General features: G+C 47.1%; 14 protein-coding genes. 5 read left to right on the top strand and 9 right to left on the bottom strand.

What is annotated here, in order from left to right:
- Positions 1-527: 527 nt before the first annotated feature.
- The 6 genes from HX807_RS22235 to HX807_RS22210 form a co-directional block, all read right to left on the bottom strand.
- Positions 528-3,296 carry an insulinase family protein gene (locus HX807_RS22235; protein WP_177051059.1) on the bottom strand — a complete coding sequence of 923 codons (2,769 nt, stop codon included), beginning with the start codon at positions 3,294-3,296 and terminating at the stop codon, positions 528-530.
- Between the two features lie 75 nt (positions 3,297-3,371).
- Complete coding sequence (locus HX807_RS32010) at positions 3,372-4,331, bottom strand: Fic family protein (protein WP_157222887.1); 960 nt, start codon at positions 4,329-4,331, stop codon at positions 3,372-3,374.
- Between the two features lie 82 nt (positions 4,332-4,413).
- The gene (locus tag HX807_RS22225; protein ID WP_157222888.1) at positions 4,414-4,584 is read right to left on the bottom strand and encodes a hypothetical protein; all 171 of its coding nucleotides are present in this window, start codon (positions 4,582-4,584) and stop codon (positions 4,414-4,416) included.
- A 133-nt stretch (positions 4,585-4,717) separates the two neighbouring features.
- The gene (locus HX807_RS22220) at positions 4,718-6,769 is read right to left on the bottom strand and encodes a peptidase domain-containing ABC transporter (RefSeq protein ID WP_134326296.1); all 2,052 of its coding nucleotides are present in this window, start codon (positions 6,767-6,769) and stop codon (positions 4,718-4,720) included.
- The gene (locus HX807_RS22215) at positions 6,759-8,039 is read right to left on the bottom strand and encodes an HlyD family efflux transporter periplasmic adaptor subunit (RefSeq protein WP_134326295.1); all 1,281 of its coding nucleotides are present in this window, start codon (positions 8,037-8,039) and stop codon (positions 6,759-6,761) included. The genes HX807_RS22220 and HX807_RS22215 overlap by 11 nt, the downstream gene beginning before the upstream one ends.
- A gap of 1,508 nt (positions 8,040-9,547) precedes the next feature.
- Positions 9,548-10,456: a LysR family transcriptional regulator gene (locus tag HX807_RS22210; protein WP_008430215.1), complete on the bottom strand. Its 909-nt coding sequence runs from the start codon at positions 10,454-10,456 to the stop codon at positions 9,548-9,550.
- 87 nt (positions 10,457-10,543) lie between these two features.
- On the opposite strand from HX807_RS22210, the gene HX807_RS22205 reads away from it, so the two are divergent.
- Positions 10,544-11,056 carry an SRPBCC domain-containing protein gene (locus tag HX807_RS22205; RefSeq protein WP_003212637.1) on the top strand — a complete coding sequence of 171 codons (513 nt, stop codon included), beginning with the start codon at positions 10,544-10,546 and terminating at the stop codon, positions 11,054-11,056.
- Positions 11,057-11,201: 145 nt separating this feature from the next.
- On the opposite strand, the gene HX807_RS22200 is transcribed toward HX807_RS22205, so the two are convergent.
- Positions 11,202-11,657: an Lrp/AsnC family transcriptional regulator gene (locus HX807_RS22200; protein ID WP_003212635.1), complete on the bottom strand. Its 456-nt coding sequence runs from the start codon at positions 11,655-11,657 to the stop codon at positions 11,202-11,204.
- 131 nt (positions 11,658-11,788) lie between these two features.
- On the opposite strand from HX807_RS22200, the gene HX807_RS22195 reads away from it, so the two are divergent.
- Genes HX807_RS22195 through HX807_RS22185 form a run of 3 tightly spaced genes read left to right on the top strand, consistent with a single transcriptional unit; the run spans position 11,789 to position 13,729 of the window.
- Positions 11,789-12,409: a LysE family translocator gene (locus HX807_RS22195; protein WP_003212633.1), complete on the top strand. Its 621-nt coding sequence runs from the start codon at positions 11,789-11,791 to the stop codon at positions 12,407-12,409.
- Between the two features lie 14 nt (positions 12,410-12,423).
- Complete coding sequence (gene panB, locus HX807_RS22190) at positions 12,424-13,257, top strand: 3-methyl-2-oxobutanoate hydroxymethyltransferase (protein ID WP_008430222.1); 834 nt, start codon at positions 12,424-12,426, stop codon at positions 13,255-13,257.
- Positions 13,258-13,273: 16 nt separating this feature from the next.
- Complete coding sequence (locus tag HX807_RS22185; RefSeq protein ID WP_003212629.1) at positions 13,274-13,729, top strand: MaoC family dehydratase; 456 nt, start codon at positions 13,274-13,276, stop codon at positions 13,727-13,729.
- Positions 13,730-14,159: 430 nt separating this feature from the next.
- On the opposite strand, the gene HX807_RS22180 is transcribed toward HX807_RS22185, so the two are convergent.
- Together HX807_RS22180 and HX807_RS22175 are read right to left on the bottom strand one after the other, a co-directional pair.
- Positions 14,160-14,780, bottom strand: coding sequence for a tyrosine-type recombinase/integrase (locus HX807_RS22180; RefSeq protein ID WP_177051056.1), 621 nt, complete (start codon positions 14,778-14,780; stop codon positions 14,160-14,162).
- 384 nt (positions 14,781-15,164) lie between these two features.
- Entirely contained in the window at positions 15,165-15,788 is a 624-nt protein-coding gene (locus tag HX807_RS22175; RefSeq protein ID WP_008438826.1) for a nucleotidyltransferase domain-containing protein, read from the bottom strand.
- Between the two features lie 193 nt (positions 15,789-15,981).
- On the opposite strand from HX807_RS22175, the gene HX807_RS22170 reads away from it, so the two are divergent.
- Complete coding sequence (locus tag HX807_RS22170) at positions 15,982-16,461, top strand: hypothetical protein (protein ID WP_023659022.1); 480 nt, start codon at positions 15,982-15,984, stop codon at positions 16,459-16,461.
- Positions 16,462-16,481: the final 20 nt, after the last annotated feature.

Below are 16,481 nucleotides of genomic sequence, written 5' to 3'. Positions count from 1 at the left end.
TGGCCTGCGTTTTCGCTAATCGTATGCAAAGCTCCTCGGACATTTTCGCCCTTCTCGCTTGATCCCTGCTTCTCTGCATGGAGTATCAACTCCATTAGCGCCGCCTCCAGTGCTAGCTGATTTTGATACATCCTTTCAAGTAGGTCTGACAAAGCCTTCGATGCGCGCGACCTTGGTATGGTGGGGATGTGATGCCATTCTGTTGAAAGCTTTCAGCTAGTAGAAAGGTTTGTCGGATCGCTACGGATTGCGCGCTCATGATTAACATCGACCTTTGTCAATACGACGAAAGGCACGATAAAGCTGTGACTGGTCTGTGTAGCGGCGTTCTGGAGCAAGCCCCTTGTACTGGTAAGCGCATGACCTGCGCTCAACCGCTCTTGGCCGATTGCTGCCCGTCACTAGCGGCAGAAATCGGCCAAAAGCTGCCGTCGCATGCCTACGAAACCAGGTGTTCGGTCCACGAACTGCTGGGGGCAGATTGAATACGGCGTTTACATTTAAGGTCACGGGCACGATGTCATAGGCTATGGGTCGACTCCAACCGGCCGAGAGTTAGAGGCTCGGTTTGGATCTAGTGTTATCCATAGCTTCGGTCCGGAAATCAGGTTTTTCCAAGCTGAACGAATGTCAGTAACAGTTGCTTTATTAACAACTTCAAGAAGCTCTTGGCGCGTGCTAAAACTGTAGTCTAGTCGTGATATGTCCGCCCAGTAACCCTCAGTCATTTCCATTAACCCACCGTGATCAAGTTTCAATTTATTAGATGCCCCGCTTTTCAACTTGTTGAGCTGTGTGTCATCCAATTCACAAAACTCTCTATCTAGCGAAGCAAGGAATTCCAAAACTTTAGACTGGATATCGCCACTTCCATAATTGCTAGACTGTATTGATAATATTAAGGCTGGTTTACGCCAGTCACTGCTCGGATATGCAGAAACCGCATAACCTATTTGCTGCTGGGTTCTTATCTTTTGAAAAAAACGGCTAGCAACAAATTGACTGATCAGCATTGAATGGGCCTGCGCGCTGAGCGTACTGCTCGAAAAAGGCACATATGTAATAAGTACGCTATCGTGAGATGATGAACGGACACGAATGGGCGGTAAATTTTCGTCTAAAGTGCGAGGGCCGGAGTAAACAAAATAGCGGGTCCGTGCTGTGGTTTTCAAAACCTCATGAATCATAGACCCTGTTTTCCGGGCGGTATCCAAGGATAAATTGCCTACAACTAGGGCATCTGAATGTATATCTTCTAGCCATCTATCACGCCAGCGATTAAAACTGTCTATCGAGGCTTTATTGAGTTCAGAAAGGCTTTCATTAGATGGCCAGTTTTCGGGGTATATTGCAATTCGCAGAGCATCATTTGCAGCAGCTAAAGGCATCTTACTCTCTTGAGACCTCCAATACCGCTCCATACGAGCCACGACAGTATTGAACTCATGACGATTTATTGGCTCATTCATTAACGTCCGCAACACCTCCTGCAGGAGCAGATCCTGGTGCTGACGCAAACCATGTAGGCCCACCTCGATACCCTGCTCAGCTATTTTTATTTCACCGAACAAACCTGCGTAAGATGCCTGTTGAAGAACATTTTGCATACGGTAATTCAGCCAAGTTATAAGCAATGCAAGATTTACATGGTCCTCCAGGCCCACTTCAGAATTACTTTTTATAGAAATTCTCCATGCAGTCATCGGCATATTGAACTCTTTTTCGGGGCGATACCAAACTCGGGTTCCAGATTTATTAAAAATTGACAGCGGTTCAGATTCGTTAACGTCAACCAGATTCAAATCATCCACAAGGAACGGATTTTTTTTAGGAAGAGAAAATGTGTAGATTTGAGTATGACTAGGCAACGTGGTGTCTTGTTGGATACTGTAAGGTACATCTAGCCATTTAGAGACGTGATCGGTCGGAGCGGCCTGCGACTCCCATACCAACAGAGTATTGCTAGAGGCCATATCCGACAACAAAGAATCAATCCTTTGGGGGGCGATACCATTCATTCGAAACGGCCCATACAACCAGTCCTCAGGTTCATAGCGGCGCATATTGCTTACTAATGACCTAGCCATAGCCAAGGGGGGCTTTTTCTCTTTATACAAAAAACGTTGCTTGCTCAAAGCAGCGAGCTCATCATATCTCCAACGATCTAAACCAGCCGTTCGAACTAACTCAATGGAGTCATAGATAGCCTCTTTGATAGCGCTAATTTCTGGAGGAGCACCGGCAGCCATCTCGATATGGACACCTATTATAGATTGATTTTTGCGCCACTCCATCACGTTAACACTAACCTGTTTCGCCAACCCATGTCTCTGTAGCTGAGATTGCAAGCCCCCCTCGTTTTTTGCATTGAGCAATGAGAGTATAAAGTTAAGCGGCTTGCTGAACTCATCTACGGCCTCATTTCGAACAGTAAGAATTAACGTTAGCTTGTTCCGTGAATCTTTTGGCTGCACATGTACGATTAGCGGCTCGGCATTTTTTTTCCACAAGTCGATATGATCGGGTGTGGGCAAATTTAAGCCACTATTGAAGCTCAGAAAATTATGCTCGACTAAATGCTGAAGCTCATCTAGAGACTGGGGCCCGCTTACAACTAATTTTATCCTTTCCGAAGAATAGTAGAGCTTGTGAAACCTTGCGACTTCACTTGCGATTTTCTCGGAATCACCACCTAACGTTTTTAAGTTCCCGATTCGAAAGCGCGCCCAAGAATGACGCGGACTAACGGCATTGCCAACTGCTTCCAGAAAACGAAATTTTTCATTGTCTGAGAGCATCCGATATTCTGCATCAATAGCCTTTCGTTCAGACTCAACGTATGTTCTATCAAATAATGGCTCACTCAGAGCAGCAGCCAGATGGGCCATTGCTACGGGTAGCGCTGGTGCTGGAACATGAAAATAATAATCTGTATATTGCCTATTGGTTTTAGCGTTAAAAGTGCCTCCAACAAGGCCCATTAATTTGGAGATTCCATTAGGATCAGGGTAGCGCCTACTGCCTAAAAAGACCATATGCTCGGTAAGGTGCGCCAATCCTGGTAGAGACTCAGGGTCCTGATCGCTACCTGCATTTACTGTTATCGCAATAGCTGACTTAGTTGCAGCATGATCATTCACAAGTAAAGCGATAATGTTATTCTGTAACCGTATCGACCGGTAGTTATTTCTGTCACTCGGCGACTTTATAGGTTCCGGTAATATCTCACCTTTCGCGCCTGCACAAAGACATACTAAAAAAATGGAGAGCAGATAAGTGTGCGCCCTAAAATTCATGTAAAATCCGCCAGTTAAAATCCAGATATTTATCACCACTGAAAAACAATAGCAGGCCATTATTTGAGCGATAGATCACACATGTTGCTCTAGCTCAGAATTTTTTTCACCCAAGCAGATAACTGCACTAAAATATTCAACAATTTCAACCCAGCTTCCGAACATTACAGCTTTCCGAAGTCGGATCTCATATCCTCCTCGGGAAAAAAAGTTAATTTCTGCTAACGGGATGTATGCATCCCCTTTTAAACCACAAATATAGTTAAATAAAATCCTTGAGATTCTTCCATTACAATCGATAAATGGATGGCATGCGACAAAAGAGATCGATACCATGATAGCTAATAGCAACCGCGACCCCCTCCAATTATCAATGCACTTTTGTATTGATTTCAGAGTGCTTGGTATACTTTCAGGCGAAGGGTATTTAATTCGAACATGATGACTATCTGAATTAGTATAAACGTCCACAGCGCGAATTTCAGAAGCAGCACCAGATAGTTCTGAGGCTATGGCTAGAATAGTATCTATTAATTGTAAAGAGCAGTTTTTATTAAGGTAATCAGAACTTAAGTGGGGCAAGACAGTTAGGATTTTCTTTTCCTCGACAGCCCGCATCGATGGGTACTCTGTATGATTTCTATCAGCATAATATTTGCTCAGATAGTGCTCAAAGCTATAGTCTTGGCAGACTGCTACTGATTTTGCGACTTCAAGCGAATCGGGCCATTTTGCGGATCTAGCTAAAGGTAGGACTTCCGCTGCATGTAGTAACAAAGGCAAACTGCCCAACGCGTCCCAATTAACTGAGTTGGGGTCCAAAGGTTTCCATGCAATGGTATTTAAAGTACGAATAATCACTTTTTTGCATGCTCCACTGGAAAGATAAAACAGATATGTTCTACCTCCGTTTTTGACTTGGCCTTGAGAAACACTATTACAATAATTGTTCGTTTGGAAAGTTGAGTTGCTACTTATCCACTCCTTATCGTCTACTGCAATGCAAGACAGAAAACTAATAATATCTAAATCCACAGACCAATAGCTTAGGAGCCATCTAGAATAAGACAATCTCTGAACCGATGCATGGCTCACTGCAGTGAGCCATGCATTTGAGTCAAAAGCTAACGGTGTCCCCCGGGGACACGTCCCCAGGATCGTGCGCCATGCCGTCATCTGGATGTTCACCTGGATCGTGAGATATATCATCCCCCCAATTTTCATCCGCTCCGTTGGTATCATCACCCCCAGATACCAAAATGAGTTCTTCTGCTGTCAATTCACGCATCTTTATATCCTCACGTAATATATAAATTAAAATTGATATTCCATCTGAGTATATTTGGTTTTTACCTCCTCGCCGTATATTGATGAATTAAGTATCTATAGATTGAAGGCCACAATAGAAATTGCCCACCAGGTTAAAGTCTATTTAGGGCATCTAGATCGATCACGCGACTGAAATTATCTTCTAGGTCATCATGAGAGATAACTATTACAGTTTTATCAAGGTTTAATATGTGTTTCAGTATGTTTTTTTTACTATCTAAATCCAAATTGCTAGTTGCCTCGTCAAGCATTAGCACAGGCGCGTCTTCGGCCAGTGCTCTTGCTAATAATATTCTTTGTTTTTGCCCCGCAGATAAAATATTAGCGGCCCCCGAAAGAAGAGTGTTATAACCCATAGGCATTGTAATAATATCATCATGAATACACGCCGCTTCTGCTGCACTAAATACATTGTCAAAGCTTATGTTCGAACGTGAATATATTATATTGTCCAGTATAGTGCCCGATACGATCTGATCGTCTTGCATCATGATGGAAAAATGAGATCGAAATGAATCGGGACCTGTTTCTTCGAGCAGGAAACCGCTTAACATTTGTTTCCCGGAATTTGCCTTTAAATTTCCGCTTAATAAAGAGATTAGTGTGCTTTTGCCTCCCCCCGACTTTCCTCGAAGTAAGATTTTTTCACCGTACCTTATCGAGATATCGCAATTGTACATAATCCATTTCGTTGAAGGTGAATGCCTAAAGCAAACATCTTTCAATGCGATATCGGGTTTCTCAAGCCTGATGCGCCTTCTAAATTGAGTCACTTCAGCTGGGTAACTATATAAATCTTCAAGATTGTCCAGATGATACTGATTTTCGTGCTTGTGGATGAAGTAGTTAGAAATGGAACTCAGATTAACGAAGAACCTTGAGCTAATAAGCAAATATGCAAAAATCCCACCGATGCTTAGGGAGCCATTGGATATTTGGCCTGCAGCTATCACAACGACGAAAATCCTATGCAGATTCAATAACAAATTTAGCAACCCTACGCTTTTTAGTGTGATGCTTTGGGCGGTTGCATCATAATAGTTATAACTAGAATAATTCGCGAAGAACCTTTCTTTGCTTTCTTCCTGAACCCTGGCAGACTGTATCTGCTTTATATTCCGTATCGTGTCTAGGACTATATTATCTGAGCGAGTTTTCATCTTGCTCTTCTGCCGCAACGCATGTCGTTGGTTTTTCGAGATAAATACTACACTCACCCCATACACAATCCCGAATGCAGCTGTGCACAGCGCTAAGTGGATTGAGATAATTGATGATACTATCAGAGCTGCGACAATCAGCCATGCAGCTACAAGTGCCGTACTACGATATTTGTGTTCAAAACTTACAATAGCTAGAAGGGACGTGAACTTCGAAATTATGTTGTTCGATGTCCTCGTTGAAAAAAACGAAACGGGCAAGCTAACGGCTTTCTGAAACGTTTCATATCCTAAAGAGTCTGCTAATGACCTTGCCGTGTTGACAGTGTTTTTTAGATGGATTGTTTGGAGCAGATATTGAATACAGCATAATGCACCAAATAACATCGCAATAACGAACATAAGGTTTTGGTCATTGCTCTCCATTACCTGATCCACTGCTAGCTGAATATAAAAAGGTGATGCTAGCGTAAGGAGCTCTATTACTATGGGTAACACGTAAATCAGCAACGATTTATCACGTTTGAGCCCGGGCTGAAATATGCCTACCTTACGGGCTGAGCCTGAAGCCAACTTACAATCTGCTGTGTAAAAAAGCTCAGTAGCTATACCAGTAAAACTTGCTGAAAACTCACTTCTGTTAAACCGATAAACGCCCTCGGCAGGATCATAAATTGTGAATCTATTTTTACTTGCCTTTGTAAGCACAACAAAATGATTCATGCGCCAGTGAAGAATGCATGGCAACTCTAACGTACGAACTTGTTCCAACTCAAGCCTTAGATGTCGGTACCTGAAACCAATCTTAGATAACAAATCTGACAAGTTCTTTAAATTTATTCCGCGTCCCCCTGTTGCAAAGTCAGCACGCAGGGAGTTAAGTGAAATGTCTACTCCATAGTGCTCGCAGATCATTGCTACACATGCCAATCCGCATTCAGATTGTTCTTGCTGGCGTATGAGCTGAAAATTTTTAATATTCATTTAGTTTTCCTTGCCCCGCCTGTACTACAGAATTTATCAATGGATCAAATATCCATCTGATAAGAGAGTGCTCTTCAAGCATTACTGAGGCTCGACCGGTAAGTCCGTCTTTTTGGTAGTCTATCTCCAGATTCGAGTTGCTAGATTCAATTATCTTTATAGTCGCTAAATAACCGGGCTCTTCGGCTTGCAAACCTAGCGTACGCAATACGTCTTTCGTGCTGGTTACTGTATTATCAATTTGTATTATTTCCGCCTGAGCTGTTCCGAATTTTGTAAACGGGTAAGCATCATATCGCAGAGTGACTTTCTGTCCGAGATTAGCTAATGCAGCTGCTTGCTTAGGTATTAAAATACGTGCAGTCGGTTCTCCTTTTTCTGCTTCAACCACAATAAGGCTGTCCGATTTCCTGATGCTACTTCCCTTTGAAGCACTCACTGCCGCGACGACGCCATCAAAATCGGCGACAATATATGATAAGATTTGGCTTTCAATATCAATCAGCTCTCGTTCAATCTCTATAGCCTCAGATCTATTGTGGTTGATCTGAATTTCTAGTTCATTTTTATATTGCTTTGCCAGGTTGGGAGCTTCAGAGAGAAACTGCTGCTCCTTTATCAAGTTTTGTTTTGCATAATAAGATAAATTGTCGATATTCAAGACTTTATCTTTAAGATCCTGAATATAACTTTCGGCTACAGCGCCCTCAGCCAGCAAATGATTACCTACCACAATTTTTGATTCTAGAATTTTCCGCGCACTGACTAAGCCATGCACTCGGGCCTCCAACTCAGCGGCCCGTAATTCCGAAAATTTAGATTGGAGCCCTAGCTTTTCTATACTAATTTGATAGTTCTGGGAGTTTTTTACAGACAATTCATTTAGCTGTATAAGATTTTGACTAAGAAGATTTCTTTTTTGAAGATTGGTAGAACCGCTCCGTCCGAATTGCTCTCGTGTGTAGGCTATTAGTTTTTGCCCTCGATGAACGAAGTCTCCCTGCTCCACAAATATCTCAGATATCACACCTTCTGATGTAGCCTCAACACGCTGCTTTCCAGACAGTGCTATTGTGATAAAATTTACGTCTACTCTTCTAGTATAGGGTTGCAACAAAATAAAAAAAACACATAGCATTAAAGCTATCGAAGCTGCCCATGGCTTAATACTGCCAATCCTTTCGGATCTTGCTGCGACGCTCGTATTTTCTAATGTGTTGGGTAGAGATTCTTTTCTAAATAACTTCGCTTGATCTTCCATAATCGACATAGCGGTTCCAAATACCAAGATCCCTAAATGACTAACTATCTTAATGGCAGCTTGCTGCGGATTCCTATCGCACTCTTCAACCTTACTGTTGGATATGTTGCAGTATTATGTCCACATGCTTGCGATTGCATTACAATTGAAGATTTTTTGTATCTATGGCCAGGCCAGCATTGTGATTTATTTGATTTTTATGCGTCGAATGTTTTTTATAGCGGCTTAAGGGTAACGTTCATGAATTCGAGTTGCAGTGTTGTATGCAGATAGGATACCTTGGCTCCCTGGAAGCTCTATTAGTTTTTTGGTGAAGATACAATAAATAGGTGGGGTCATGATTAAGCTTTTAATTGTCACTGTGCTTTTGGGAACAAGCACATTGTTTTCTCTGTACGCTAGCGCATTGTCTCCTGAGAGACAGGCCGCTATCGATGCATGCAGAGCGGAAACAAAGTTAATTCATGTTCGTATACAGTCTGCACCACGAGCATTTTCAAAGCCTGAGGAGACAATCGCTGTTTTGATTCAGGGCGAAAAGCCTCCTCCATCAATGAAGCATCTCGATGGTGCGGAGCTCTGTTTTTATTCGGTACGAAAAAAGTACGTGCAGCTTATTGAATGGGATGCCTTAGGACGAACTAAAAGGCTGCGCAGTCCGATAGAGCCTAAGCAAGATTTATAGTTTTCTTGTTTTTTATCCAATACGTTATTATTGCAAAGTTACTATGTTGATACTCGCGTACCCAGACTATCCAAAGCACACAACACTTTTTGACTGGTTGAAAAGCATCCCCGCTGGTGGCGATAAAACCACACGACTCGCGCGAATTTTCTCTGCGATTCGTACTGAGGCAATCTTGAGCAATGGATTGATGATGCTGATTTACGGACCAAGAGCGTGGGGATTTTCGATGAACCGGATCCCAAGAAGCTCGACTTACTACTCCGCTCCCTGGGACGAGGCTTTGCTGGGGGCTACTTGAACGCTATTCAGCAAAAGCGGATTGAGCATTTTCTTCAAGAGGAAGCGTTAGCCTTCAGCAGTTGGTTTCGGCCTGTGAGTCCAAATGCTCCACAGACGAGACCGATGCTACCTGATCCTGATGATTCTATTGCTCTCAATCAAGCCCCAGATCCTTATGATGACGATGATCGACCCACGTCCCGGGGCGCCTATCCCAGAGTCTAGATTGAAGCCTAAATCGTCCCTGGCCTCTTAGGCACCTGGAATGGCGGCTTAGGGTCGAAAGAGGTCGTTCATGAGCGTCAGCTACCGGCCATAAGCAGCCATTAGTATATGGTCGTTATCTATCCATTGCTGACGCTCGCAAGGGGCGGCTATCAGTAACAGACAATAACTCGAAGGTGCCCGCGAGCCCAAGAACGACTCCGTCACAGACGGTCTGGAAACTGAGCTGGGTATGGACACCGAGCTTGGGTTTTTGACACAACGGAACTGGTCTCTAAACCGCAGCTGCCACGACGACTTTGCATGTTTGGCCACCCCGTTTGCTTCAATCGAGTGTCCGTAGTGTTTCAACGATAAGTGACCGCACCCAGCGATGGCCTGCGTCGCGCTGAGTTCGTTCATGCCAGGCCAAGATTTTTCTGAAGCCTGGAATTTCAACAGGCGGCTCTATTGATTTGAGCCCGATGTTGTTCACTGCCAATCGACGCGGCACGACAGCGATTATGTCGCTGTACGTTAGAATTTCTGGAAGTACCAGAAAGCTGGTCACCGACACTGTCACTCGACGTGATCTTCCAAGTTTTTCCAGAGCATCATCCGTCACTCCATGAAAACCGCCCCCTGCCGGGGAAACCAAGGCGTGATCCAATGCGCAGAATCGATCCAGTGAAAGCCTGCCATTCAGCGCATCTGGGTGATCAGTGCGCATTACGCATACATAGCTTTCATCAAAGAGTGCGATAGCATGCAATCCTGGTGTTACCGCTTCAGGGGTAACCAATGCGAGATCGATCTCACCTCGATCCAGCTGATTTTGAAGCTCTTGATGATCCACGGGCTGGACACTAACGCGGATGTTCGGCGCTTGTATTCTTAGCGCGTTGAGAAACGGTACGACCACTGCACGCAATGCATAGTCGGTCGAAGCAATCCTTATCGTCATGCTCGCCGTCAACGGATCAAAGCTTTGCGGCTGAAGCATACCTTCAATATCTGCCAGCAATTTCTTAACCGGCGCTGCAAGCTGCTCTGCACGCGACGTCGGCACGATGCCGCGCTGGGCGCGCACGAACAGCGGATCGGCGAAGCTTTCTCGGAGCCTGCTGAGCATGCCGCTCACAGCAGGCTGGGTAAGCGATAGTCGATTTGCGGCTCGCGTAACGCTACGTTCATCAAGCAACGCATCCAGTGCTTTGAGGAGGTTGAGATCTAGATTTCTGATATCAGGATTCATGATGCGCAAAATAAAACATAGCGATTGGTCTTATTTCTAGCCTACACCCATCATGGTCTCAATTCATCAACTGAGCGCTGCATAACCATGAATCAGATCATTTGGCCTGAGGGCTACCTGCCAGGTTTTACCGAAAACTTTGTCTCTAACGAGGTCATCATCGCGGGATTGAGTGCCGCACAGGTATGGCCTCTGCTCACCCAGGCGCAGAGATGGCCGTCGTACTACGCCAACTCGGCAAACATCCAGTTTCATGATCACATCGGGCCGGATCTGCAAGACGGGGTATTTTTCTACTTCGAAACGTTCGGCTTTCCGGTCGAGGCTTTATGCAATGAGTGCGTGCCGCCAACTCTAACCTCTCCAGGACGAATTGCGTGGCATGGCTGGTCGGGTGAGGGTGACGCTCGGCTGGACGTTCACCATGCCTGGCTTATTGAAGACCTCTCTGGTGGACGAGTGCGCATCCTGACTCAGGAAACACAGAAGGGTAAACCAGCGGAGAATCTCGCCAAGGCCAAACCCAATCCGATGATCAACGGTCATCAGGAATGGCTGGACGGCTTGGTGGGTGCGGCACGCTTGTCTCCCAGCCTTTAACCTCTGAATTTAGTCTTTAGCCGTGGGCCTCAGATGCGGTCAGATTAGGCATTCTAAGTCCGGCCCCAGAGCATCCGTGTCTCAGCTCTGGGGCGATTCGACAAAAGCCTGACGACTTCCCTGCGTTATCCGCAATATTTGAACTTCATTCCAACGGCAGCGGACGATCAATGATCACGTGCTTCATCACCAACGTCGATGTCAGACGCTGTACGTTGGGTAACCTCGACAGTTCCTCATCGTATAGTTTTTGAAATGCAGGAAGATCTGCTGTCACCACCATCAGCAGGTAATCAGGATCGCCAAAAAGTCTCTGAGCTTGGACGATGTAAGGAATTCGCGGTAAAGCATCTTCAAAATCAGCTACTGCTTTTTGGTGTCCCTCTCGGAGCGTCACGAATACCAGGGACGAGAAATTGAGTCCTAACTCAGTCGCGGATAGTTGAGCTCGATAACCCTTGATCACTCCCAGATCTTCCATCGCCCGAACGCGTCGATGGCATGGAGACAAACTTAGACCTACGCGGTCGGCCAGCTCCGTCAGTGACTGACGGCCATCTTGCTGCAGTTGCGCAAGAATCTTCTTGTCTACACGATCCATTAAGAAAAACCTTCTAATTCGTTTAGCTTCTACAGGTATCTTCGAAAGATAATACCACTTCGCTTTCATTATCCTTCTATCACGGTTTTTCAGGGCCAAGCGGCGCTTTGAATTGATGGAAGAGGAAGGATTTGATCGTGAGTGTTTCTCTGATTATGGCGTTTTGGGCCGTATCATTTTTGTTTGTTATCACGCCTGGGGTCGACTGGGCCTACGCGATTTCGGCAGGTTTGCGAGGCCGCGTCTTACCCGCCGTAGTCGGCATGCTTTCCGGCCATCTTGTGGCCACGCTGATCGTCGCCGCAGGTGTGGGGGGAGTGCTGGTCAAAATTCCCTATGCATTGCTGACGTTAACGCTGATGGGGGCGGCCTATCTCTTATGGCTCGGCCTCAACATGTTGCTCAAGCCTTCGCTGCCTGCTCAAGGGACATCCCACGATGAAGGTGCCTGGATGGCCTGGGCGATAAAAGGACTATGCGTCAGCGGTCTCAACCCGAAAGTCCTATTGTTGTTCCTAGCGCTACTACCTCAGTTCACTGATGCGTCAACCGCATGGCCAGTAGGGGCTCAGATTGTCGCTCTAGGCCTGATTCATGGTGTCAGTTGCGGTGTCGTCTATCTCGCGGTCGGCTATGGCGCTGGTGCGGTGCTTGCTTCACGACCAGCAGCGGCAACCAATGTGAGTCGGATATCGGGAGCCGCGATGATCGTAATCGCTGTGGTTCTAGCTGCCGAGCGGCTGGCCATTTGAATTGAGGAAGTGAAATGTCTGATCAAATCAACGCCCCCTATAACAGCCCTCCTCGCGCAAGGGTACGAATTCCACATTTACAGGACATGAAGGCACGGGGTCAGAAATGGGCCATGTTGACTGCTTATGACATGTACGCCGCGTCAGTGTTTGAGGCGGCAGGAATTCCAGTGCTGCTCGTAGGCGATTCCGCTGCCAACAACGTGTTTGGACATAACTCGACATTGGCAATAACAGTTGACGAGATGCTTCCTCTTGTCAGGGCGGTTTCGAGTGCTACCAAACGGGCGTTGGTCATTGCCGATTTGCCCTTTGGCTCTTATCAGGGATCGCCTGAGCAATGCTTCCATACCGCAGTGCGCTTCATGAAGGAAGGCGGCGCTCATGCCGTAAAGCTCGAAGGTGGGATCGAGATGCTTGCGCAGGTAGAGATGTTGGTAGCCGCTGGCATACCAGTTATGGCCCATATCGGTTTTACCCCACAGGCAGAACATCAGCTGGGCGGATACCGCATCCAGGGCAAAGGCGAAGACGCGGAGCGGTTGATTGATTTGAGCGTTGCCTTCGAGCGTGCTGGGGCGTTTGGCCTGCTGATAGAGATGGTGCCAGGCGATGTAGCAACGAGGATCACCGAGACAGTCTCCATCCCTACCGTAGGAATTGGTGCTGGTAATGGCTGCGATGCACAGGTGCTTGTCTGGCAGGACATGGCGGGGCTAAGGGATGGTCAGTTGCCGCGATTCGTCAAGCAGTATGCGGATATGAGAAAGGTGATGAGTGACGCTGCTCAAGCCTTTGCTAAAGATGTCGAATCGGGCTCATTCCCTGGGCCAGAACATACTTTTTAGAGCATCGGAGATCGCAATGAGCACACTGCGCCAGAAGGCGATAGCAGGCCTGGAGGAAGGTGACACTTTTGAAATCAAACGCACTTTTTCGGACGCAGACATCGTCCAGTTTGAAGCGCTATCGCGCGATCACAACCCAGTGCATTCCGATGCCAAGTATGCAGAGGCTAAAGGCTTTGATGGTGTCATCGCTCACGGTTTGCTTACTGCGACATTGATCACAGAGATCGGAGGGCAGTTGGGGTGGTTGGCTACCTCCATGAATCTGCGCTTCAAGCGCCCCGTTTATATCGGGGATGAGCTTACATGCGTGTGGAAAATTATGGGGATCGATGAGGGTAATCGGGCTCAAGCCGAGGTAATCGTGACCAACAGTAGCGGCCTGGCTGTCTTGCTCGCGGAAACGACAGGGTTAATTCCCAATGACGCCGAGAGAGAACTACTTGTATCAATAACGATTGATGAGACCTAGGCCTATCAGGGCGATGCAAAAACACCTTTTGTAGAGAATTTACAGATGCATGGCTTACTAAAATTAATTATTCGACCGGGAACGGAAATGGCAGACGCCGGCTTTCTCGTTTTAGCCGCTTTCGTTGGTTGCGCAGCGGGACTATTGCTGGCCTACAAAGTGTCGATCTTGGTGGGATTGCCCTTCGCACTTTGTGCAACCGTAATGCTTCATCTCACCTGGCGGACGCCAGGTTTCTCTCCCCAAATGACACAAAAAAAATCGGGCCGTGCTGACGTATAGCGTAACGGGAATAGTGGGGCCGTCTGATCGGTGCAATCAATCAAAGACCTGCTAAATGATTCCCCTTTTAATGGGCAGTTTTATGAATCGCGTATGACTGCTTTTGGCCGGTTAGCGACGGCCTGACCTCGACCGTCGCTATACATGGTCAAACCTCAGTCTGTTCTGCCATCTCCAAGGCGTCATCGACCTCAATCCCCAGATATCGAACAGTGCTCTCCAGCTTCGTATGGCCGAGCAGCAACTGAACCGCCCGTAAGTTTTTCGTTCTGCGATAGATTAGTGATGCTTTCGTACGTCTCATTGTGTGAGTGCCATACATGGCTGGATCAAGGCCAACGGCTTTCACCCAGCCTTTGACGATACGAGCGTATTGACGAGTGGATAAATGGTCTGAGGTATGCAGCCGGCTAGGGAAAAGGCAGTCCTCGCTGCGTAGCTGGGCTTGATGTATCCAAGCCGCGAGAGCAGACCGTGTTTGCTCAGTGATCTCAAACTGCACAGGCCGCTGCGTTTTCTGCTGCATCACCATGGATCGTGATGATACGTGCTCGCCATGAGCGACATCGCGCACGCGGAGCTTGGTTAAATCGCAGGCTCGAAGCTTGCTGTCGATGGCCAGATCGAAGAGAGCCAGATCTCGGGCTCTTTCCGCAATTTGAAGCCTTACTCGGATGGCCCAGATATCTCTCAGTCGGAGTGGGGTTTTCTGCCCGACCAGTTTTCCTTTGTTCCAGGGCTGACGGCTGCAGGTAGCGATGATGTTCATGACAAGTCCTCCACGTGTGGAAGGACAAGGATGGCTAATAGCAGCAACGGTCGCTAACCGGCCAGAAGCGGACGGTCGCGACTGGCCGAGATCAGCCCGTCACGAATGGCTGCTCTCGGCCCAGACTGAGCCAAAATTGAAGTTGGCGCTTCTATGCCAAATCTAAAATTTATCGGCTGGATGGCAGACCGAGATTTTGCGTAGAAACGCGATTTGCGGCTCTAATTTGGACACCCATCGCGCTGAAAAACGTTTTTACTGTTGGCGCTGATGCAACTTTGATTCAGGCTGCTGATTTTGACTACCCCATCTTCAGCAGCTGAAATCCCGCACAAGACCATCTTTTACTGAGTATTCGGGTGAGTCAATGCATTCTGGCATGAGTCAAAGTCGCTCTAGCGCTAACAGGGTTATCCAGTGATGCTCAGGATGAAGCTTCAGCAAATGCCGCCTCAGCCACGCAACCTCCTCATCAGGCAGCGTCGGCAAGATCTTGTGAAAATCCTCCTCATCCTTTGCCCGCGTACGCAGGGCTTTGAACAAAAGGATCGCCGCAGGCCTTAAATATGGAATGCTTTCACTGCTCAAACACAACATTTCTTTACGGGAAAACCGGATAGCCCCATCCCTTTTGTAAACCCATACTTCAGGACTTCCCGATTCAATCATCATGTCTAACCGCCAAGCTTGAGCAATTGGGTCGAAACACCACACCTGCTGAATGTCTTGACCTGGGATTTGACCCGAGGGAAGAAAAGTGAGTATCCCGTCCTTCGCGGTGTACATATCGAGATCGCCAAGCGCGTGCCGGAATTTTGGAAAATCGTCTCGCAACATGGTGAGCTCTATGTCTTCATGCTCCCTAGTCTTTTCGCCGAGCCATAGATCAAGTGCCCACCCGCCTACAACGCACCATGGAAGCGAGACGCTCTTCAGGCGAACCGCTAACTCGGCAGGAGTCCACGAATCCCATAGATTTTGATCCGGCGCCAAAGCTCTTTCCGTCATAATCTGATCTCCGGTTGCTCTGAACACTACGCTGTCTAAGACAGGTCTTCTCAACGCTCTGACACCTAGTAAGTAGATAAGAACCCAACCGGCCAACAACGGCCAGAAGCAGTCGGTCGCGATCAGAAAGGTTTGACGACAACGAGTCGCTCTCGCACTCTGTTTATAACCCATTCATTCATCAGGTTCCCGCATGTCATTAGCGACCGTAGTGCTGCTCGACTCCTGGCCACAGCCAAGTACGTCGCCTGAACCAGTGGTGTTCGCCACGGACACGCAACTATGTTTACGGTATTACACCACCGGAGAAGAAATAGCTGTGGTTCATTTTCCGCTAGTAAAGAAAATCCAATTCGGTTCGCCAAACGACGAAGCTTTGGGCGGCCATCCGCTCATTGGACTTGGCCTAAAGCATTACCAAATTCATCGAATAGATAATTCGCCTTGGTTAGCAGAGCTTGAGCAAAGGAACGCCATTCATCCTCGACACGACAAACAGCGGTTCATGAAAGATGCTATCCACTATGTCTTTACGTTTCAGGACTCTACCTTGGAATGCATCGTAATCGAGGGGGCGTTCTGGCATCCCAAAGTGCAAGTCTTTACCTCGGAGCAGGAGGCAAAGGATGGCTGGCGCACACTGGTGAATGACGTGGGTGCATTAACCCAATAGTCAGGAGCGGATGGCTGCGT

The sequence above is a fragment of the Pseudomonas sp. D8002 genome (assembly GCF_013385695.1).
In the GTDB taxonomy this organism is placed as follows: Bacteria; Pseudomonadota; Gammaproteobacteria; order Pseudomonadales; family Pseudomonadaceae; genus Aquipseudomonas.
Note: the sequence above shows the minus strand (reverse complement) of the source record. Positions and strands in the feature narration are given on the sequence as shown.

Coding starts and splice junctions, on each gene's coding strand:
- HX807_RS22235 (WP_177051059.1), bottom strand. CDS start 3,296: ATGAATTTTAGGGCGCACACTTATCTGCTCTCCATTTTTTTAGTATGT.
- HX807_RS22225 (WP_157222888.1), bottom strand. CDS start 4,584: ATGCGTGAATTGACAGCAGAAGAACTCATTTTGGTATCTGGGGGTGAT.
- HX807_RS22220 (WP_134326296.1), bottom strand. CDS start 6,769: ATGAATATTAAAAATTTTCAGCTCATACGCCAGCAAGAACAATCTGAA.
- HX807_RS22215 (WP_134326295.1), bottom strand. CDS start 8,039: ATGTCGATTATGGAAGATCAAGCGAAGTTATTTAGAAAAGAATCTCTA.
- HX807_RS22210 (WP_008430215.1), bottom strand. CDS start 10,456: ATGAATCCTGATATCAGAAATCTAGATCTCAACCTCCTCAAAGCACTG.
- HX807_RS22205 (WP_003212637.1), top strand. CDS start 10,544: ATGAATCAGATCATTTGGCCTGAGGGCTACCTGCCAGGTTTTACCGAA.
- HX807_RS22200 (WP_003212635.1), bottom strand. CDS start 11,657: ATGGATCGTGTAGACAAGAAGATTCTTGCGCAACTGCAGCAAGATGGC.
- panB (WP_008430222.1), top strand. CDS start 12,424: ATGTCTGATCAAATCAACGCCCCCTATAACAGCCCTCCTCGCGCAAGG.
- HX807_RS22185 (WP_003212629.1), top strand. CDS start 13,274: ATGAGCACACTGCGCCAGAAGGCGATAGCAGGCCTGGAGGAAGGTGAC.
- HX807_RS22180 (WP_177051056.1), bottom strand. CDS start 14,780: ATGAACATCATCGCTACCTGCAGCCGTCAGCCCTGGAACAAAGGAAAA.
- HX807_RS22175 (WP_008438826.1), bottom strand. CDS start 15,788: ATGACGGAAAGAGCTTTGGCGCCGGATCAAAATCTATGGGATTCGTGG.
- HX807_RS22170 (WP_023659022.1), top strand. CDS start 15,982: ATGTCATTAGCGACCGTAGTGCTGCTCGACTCCTGGCCACAGCCAAGT.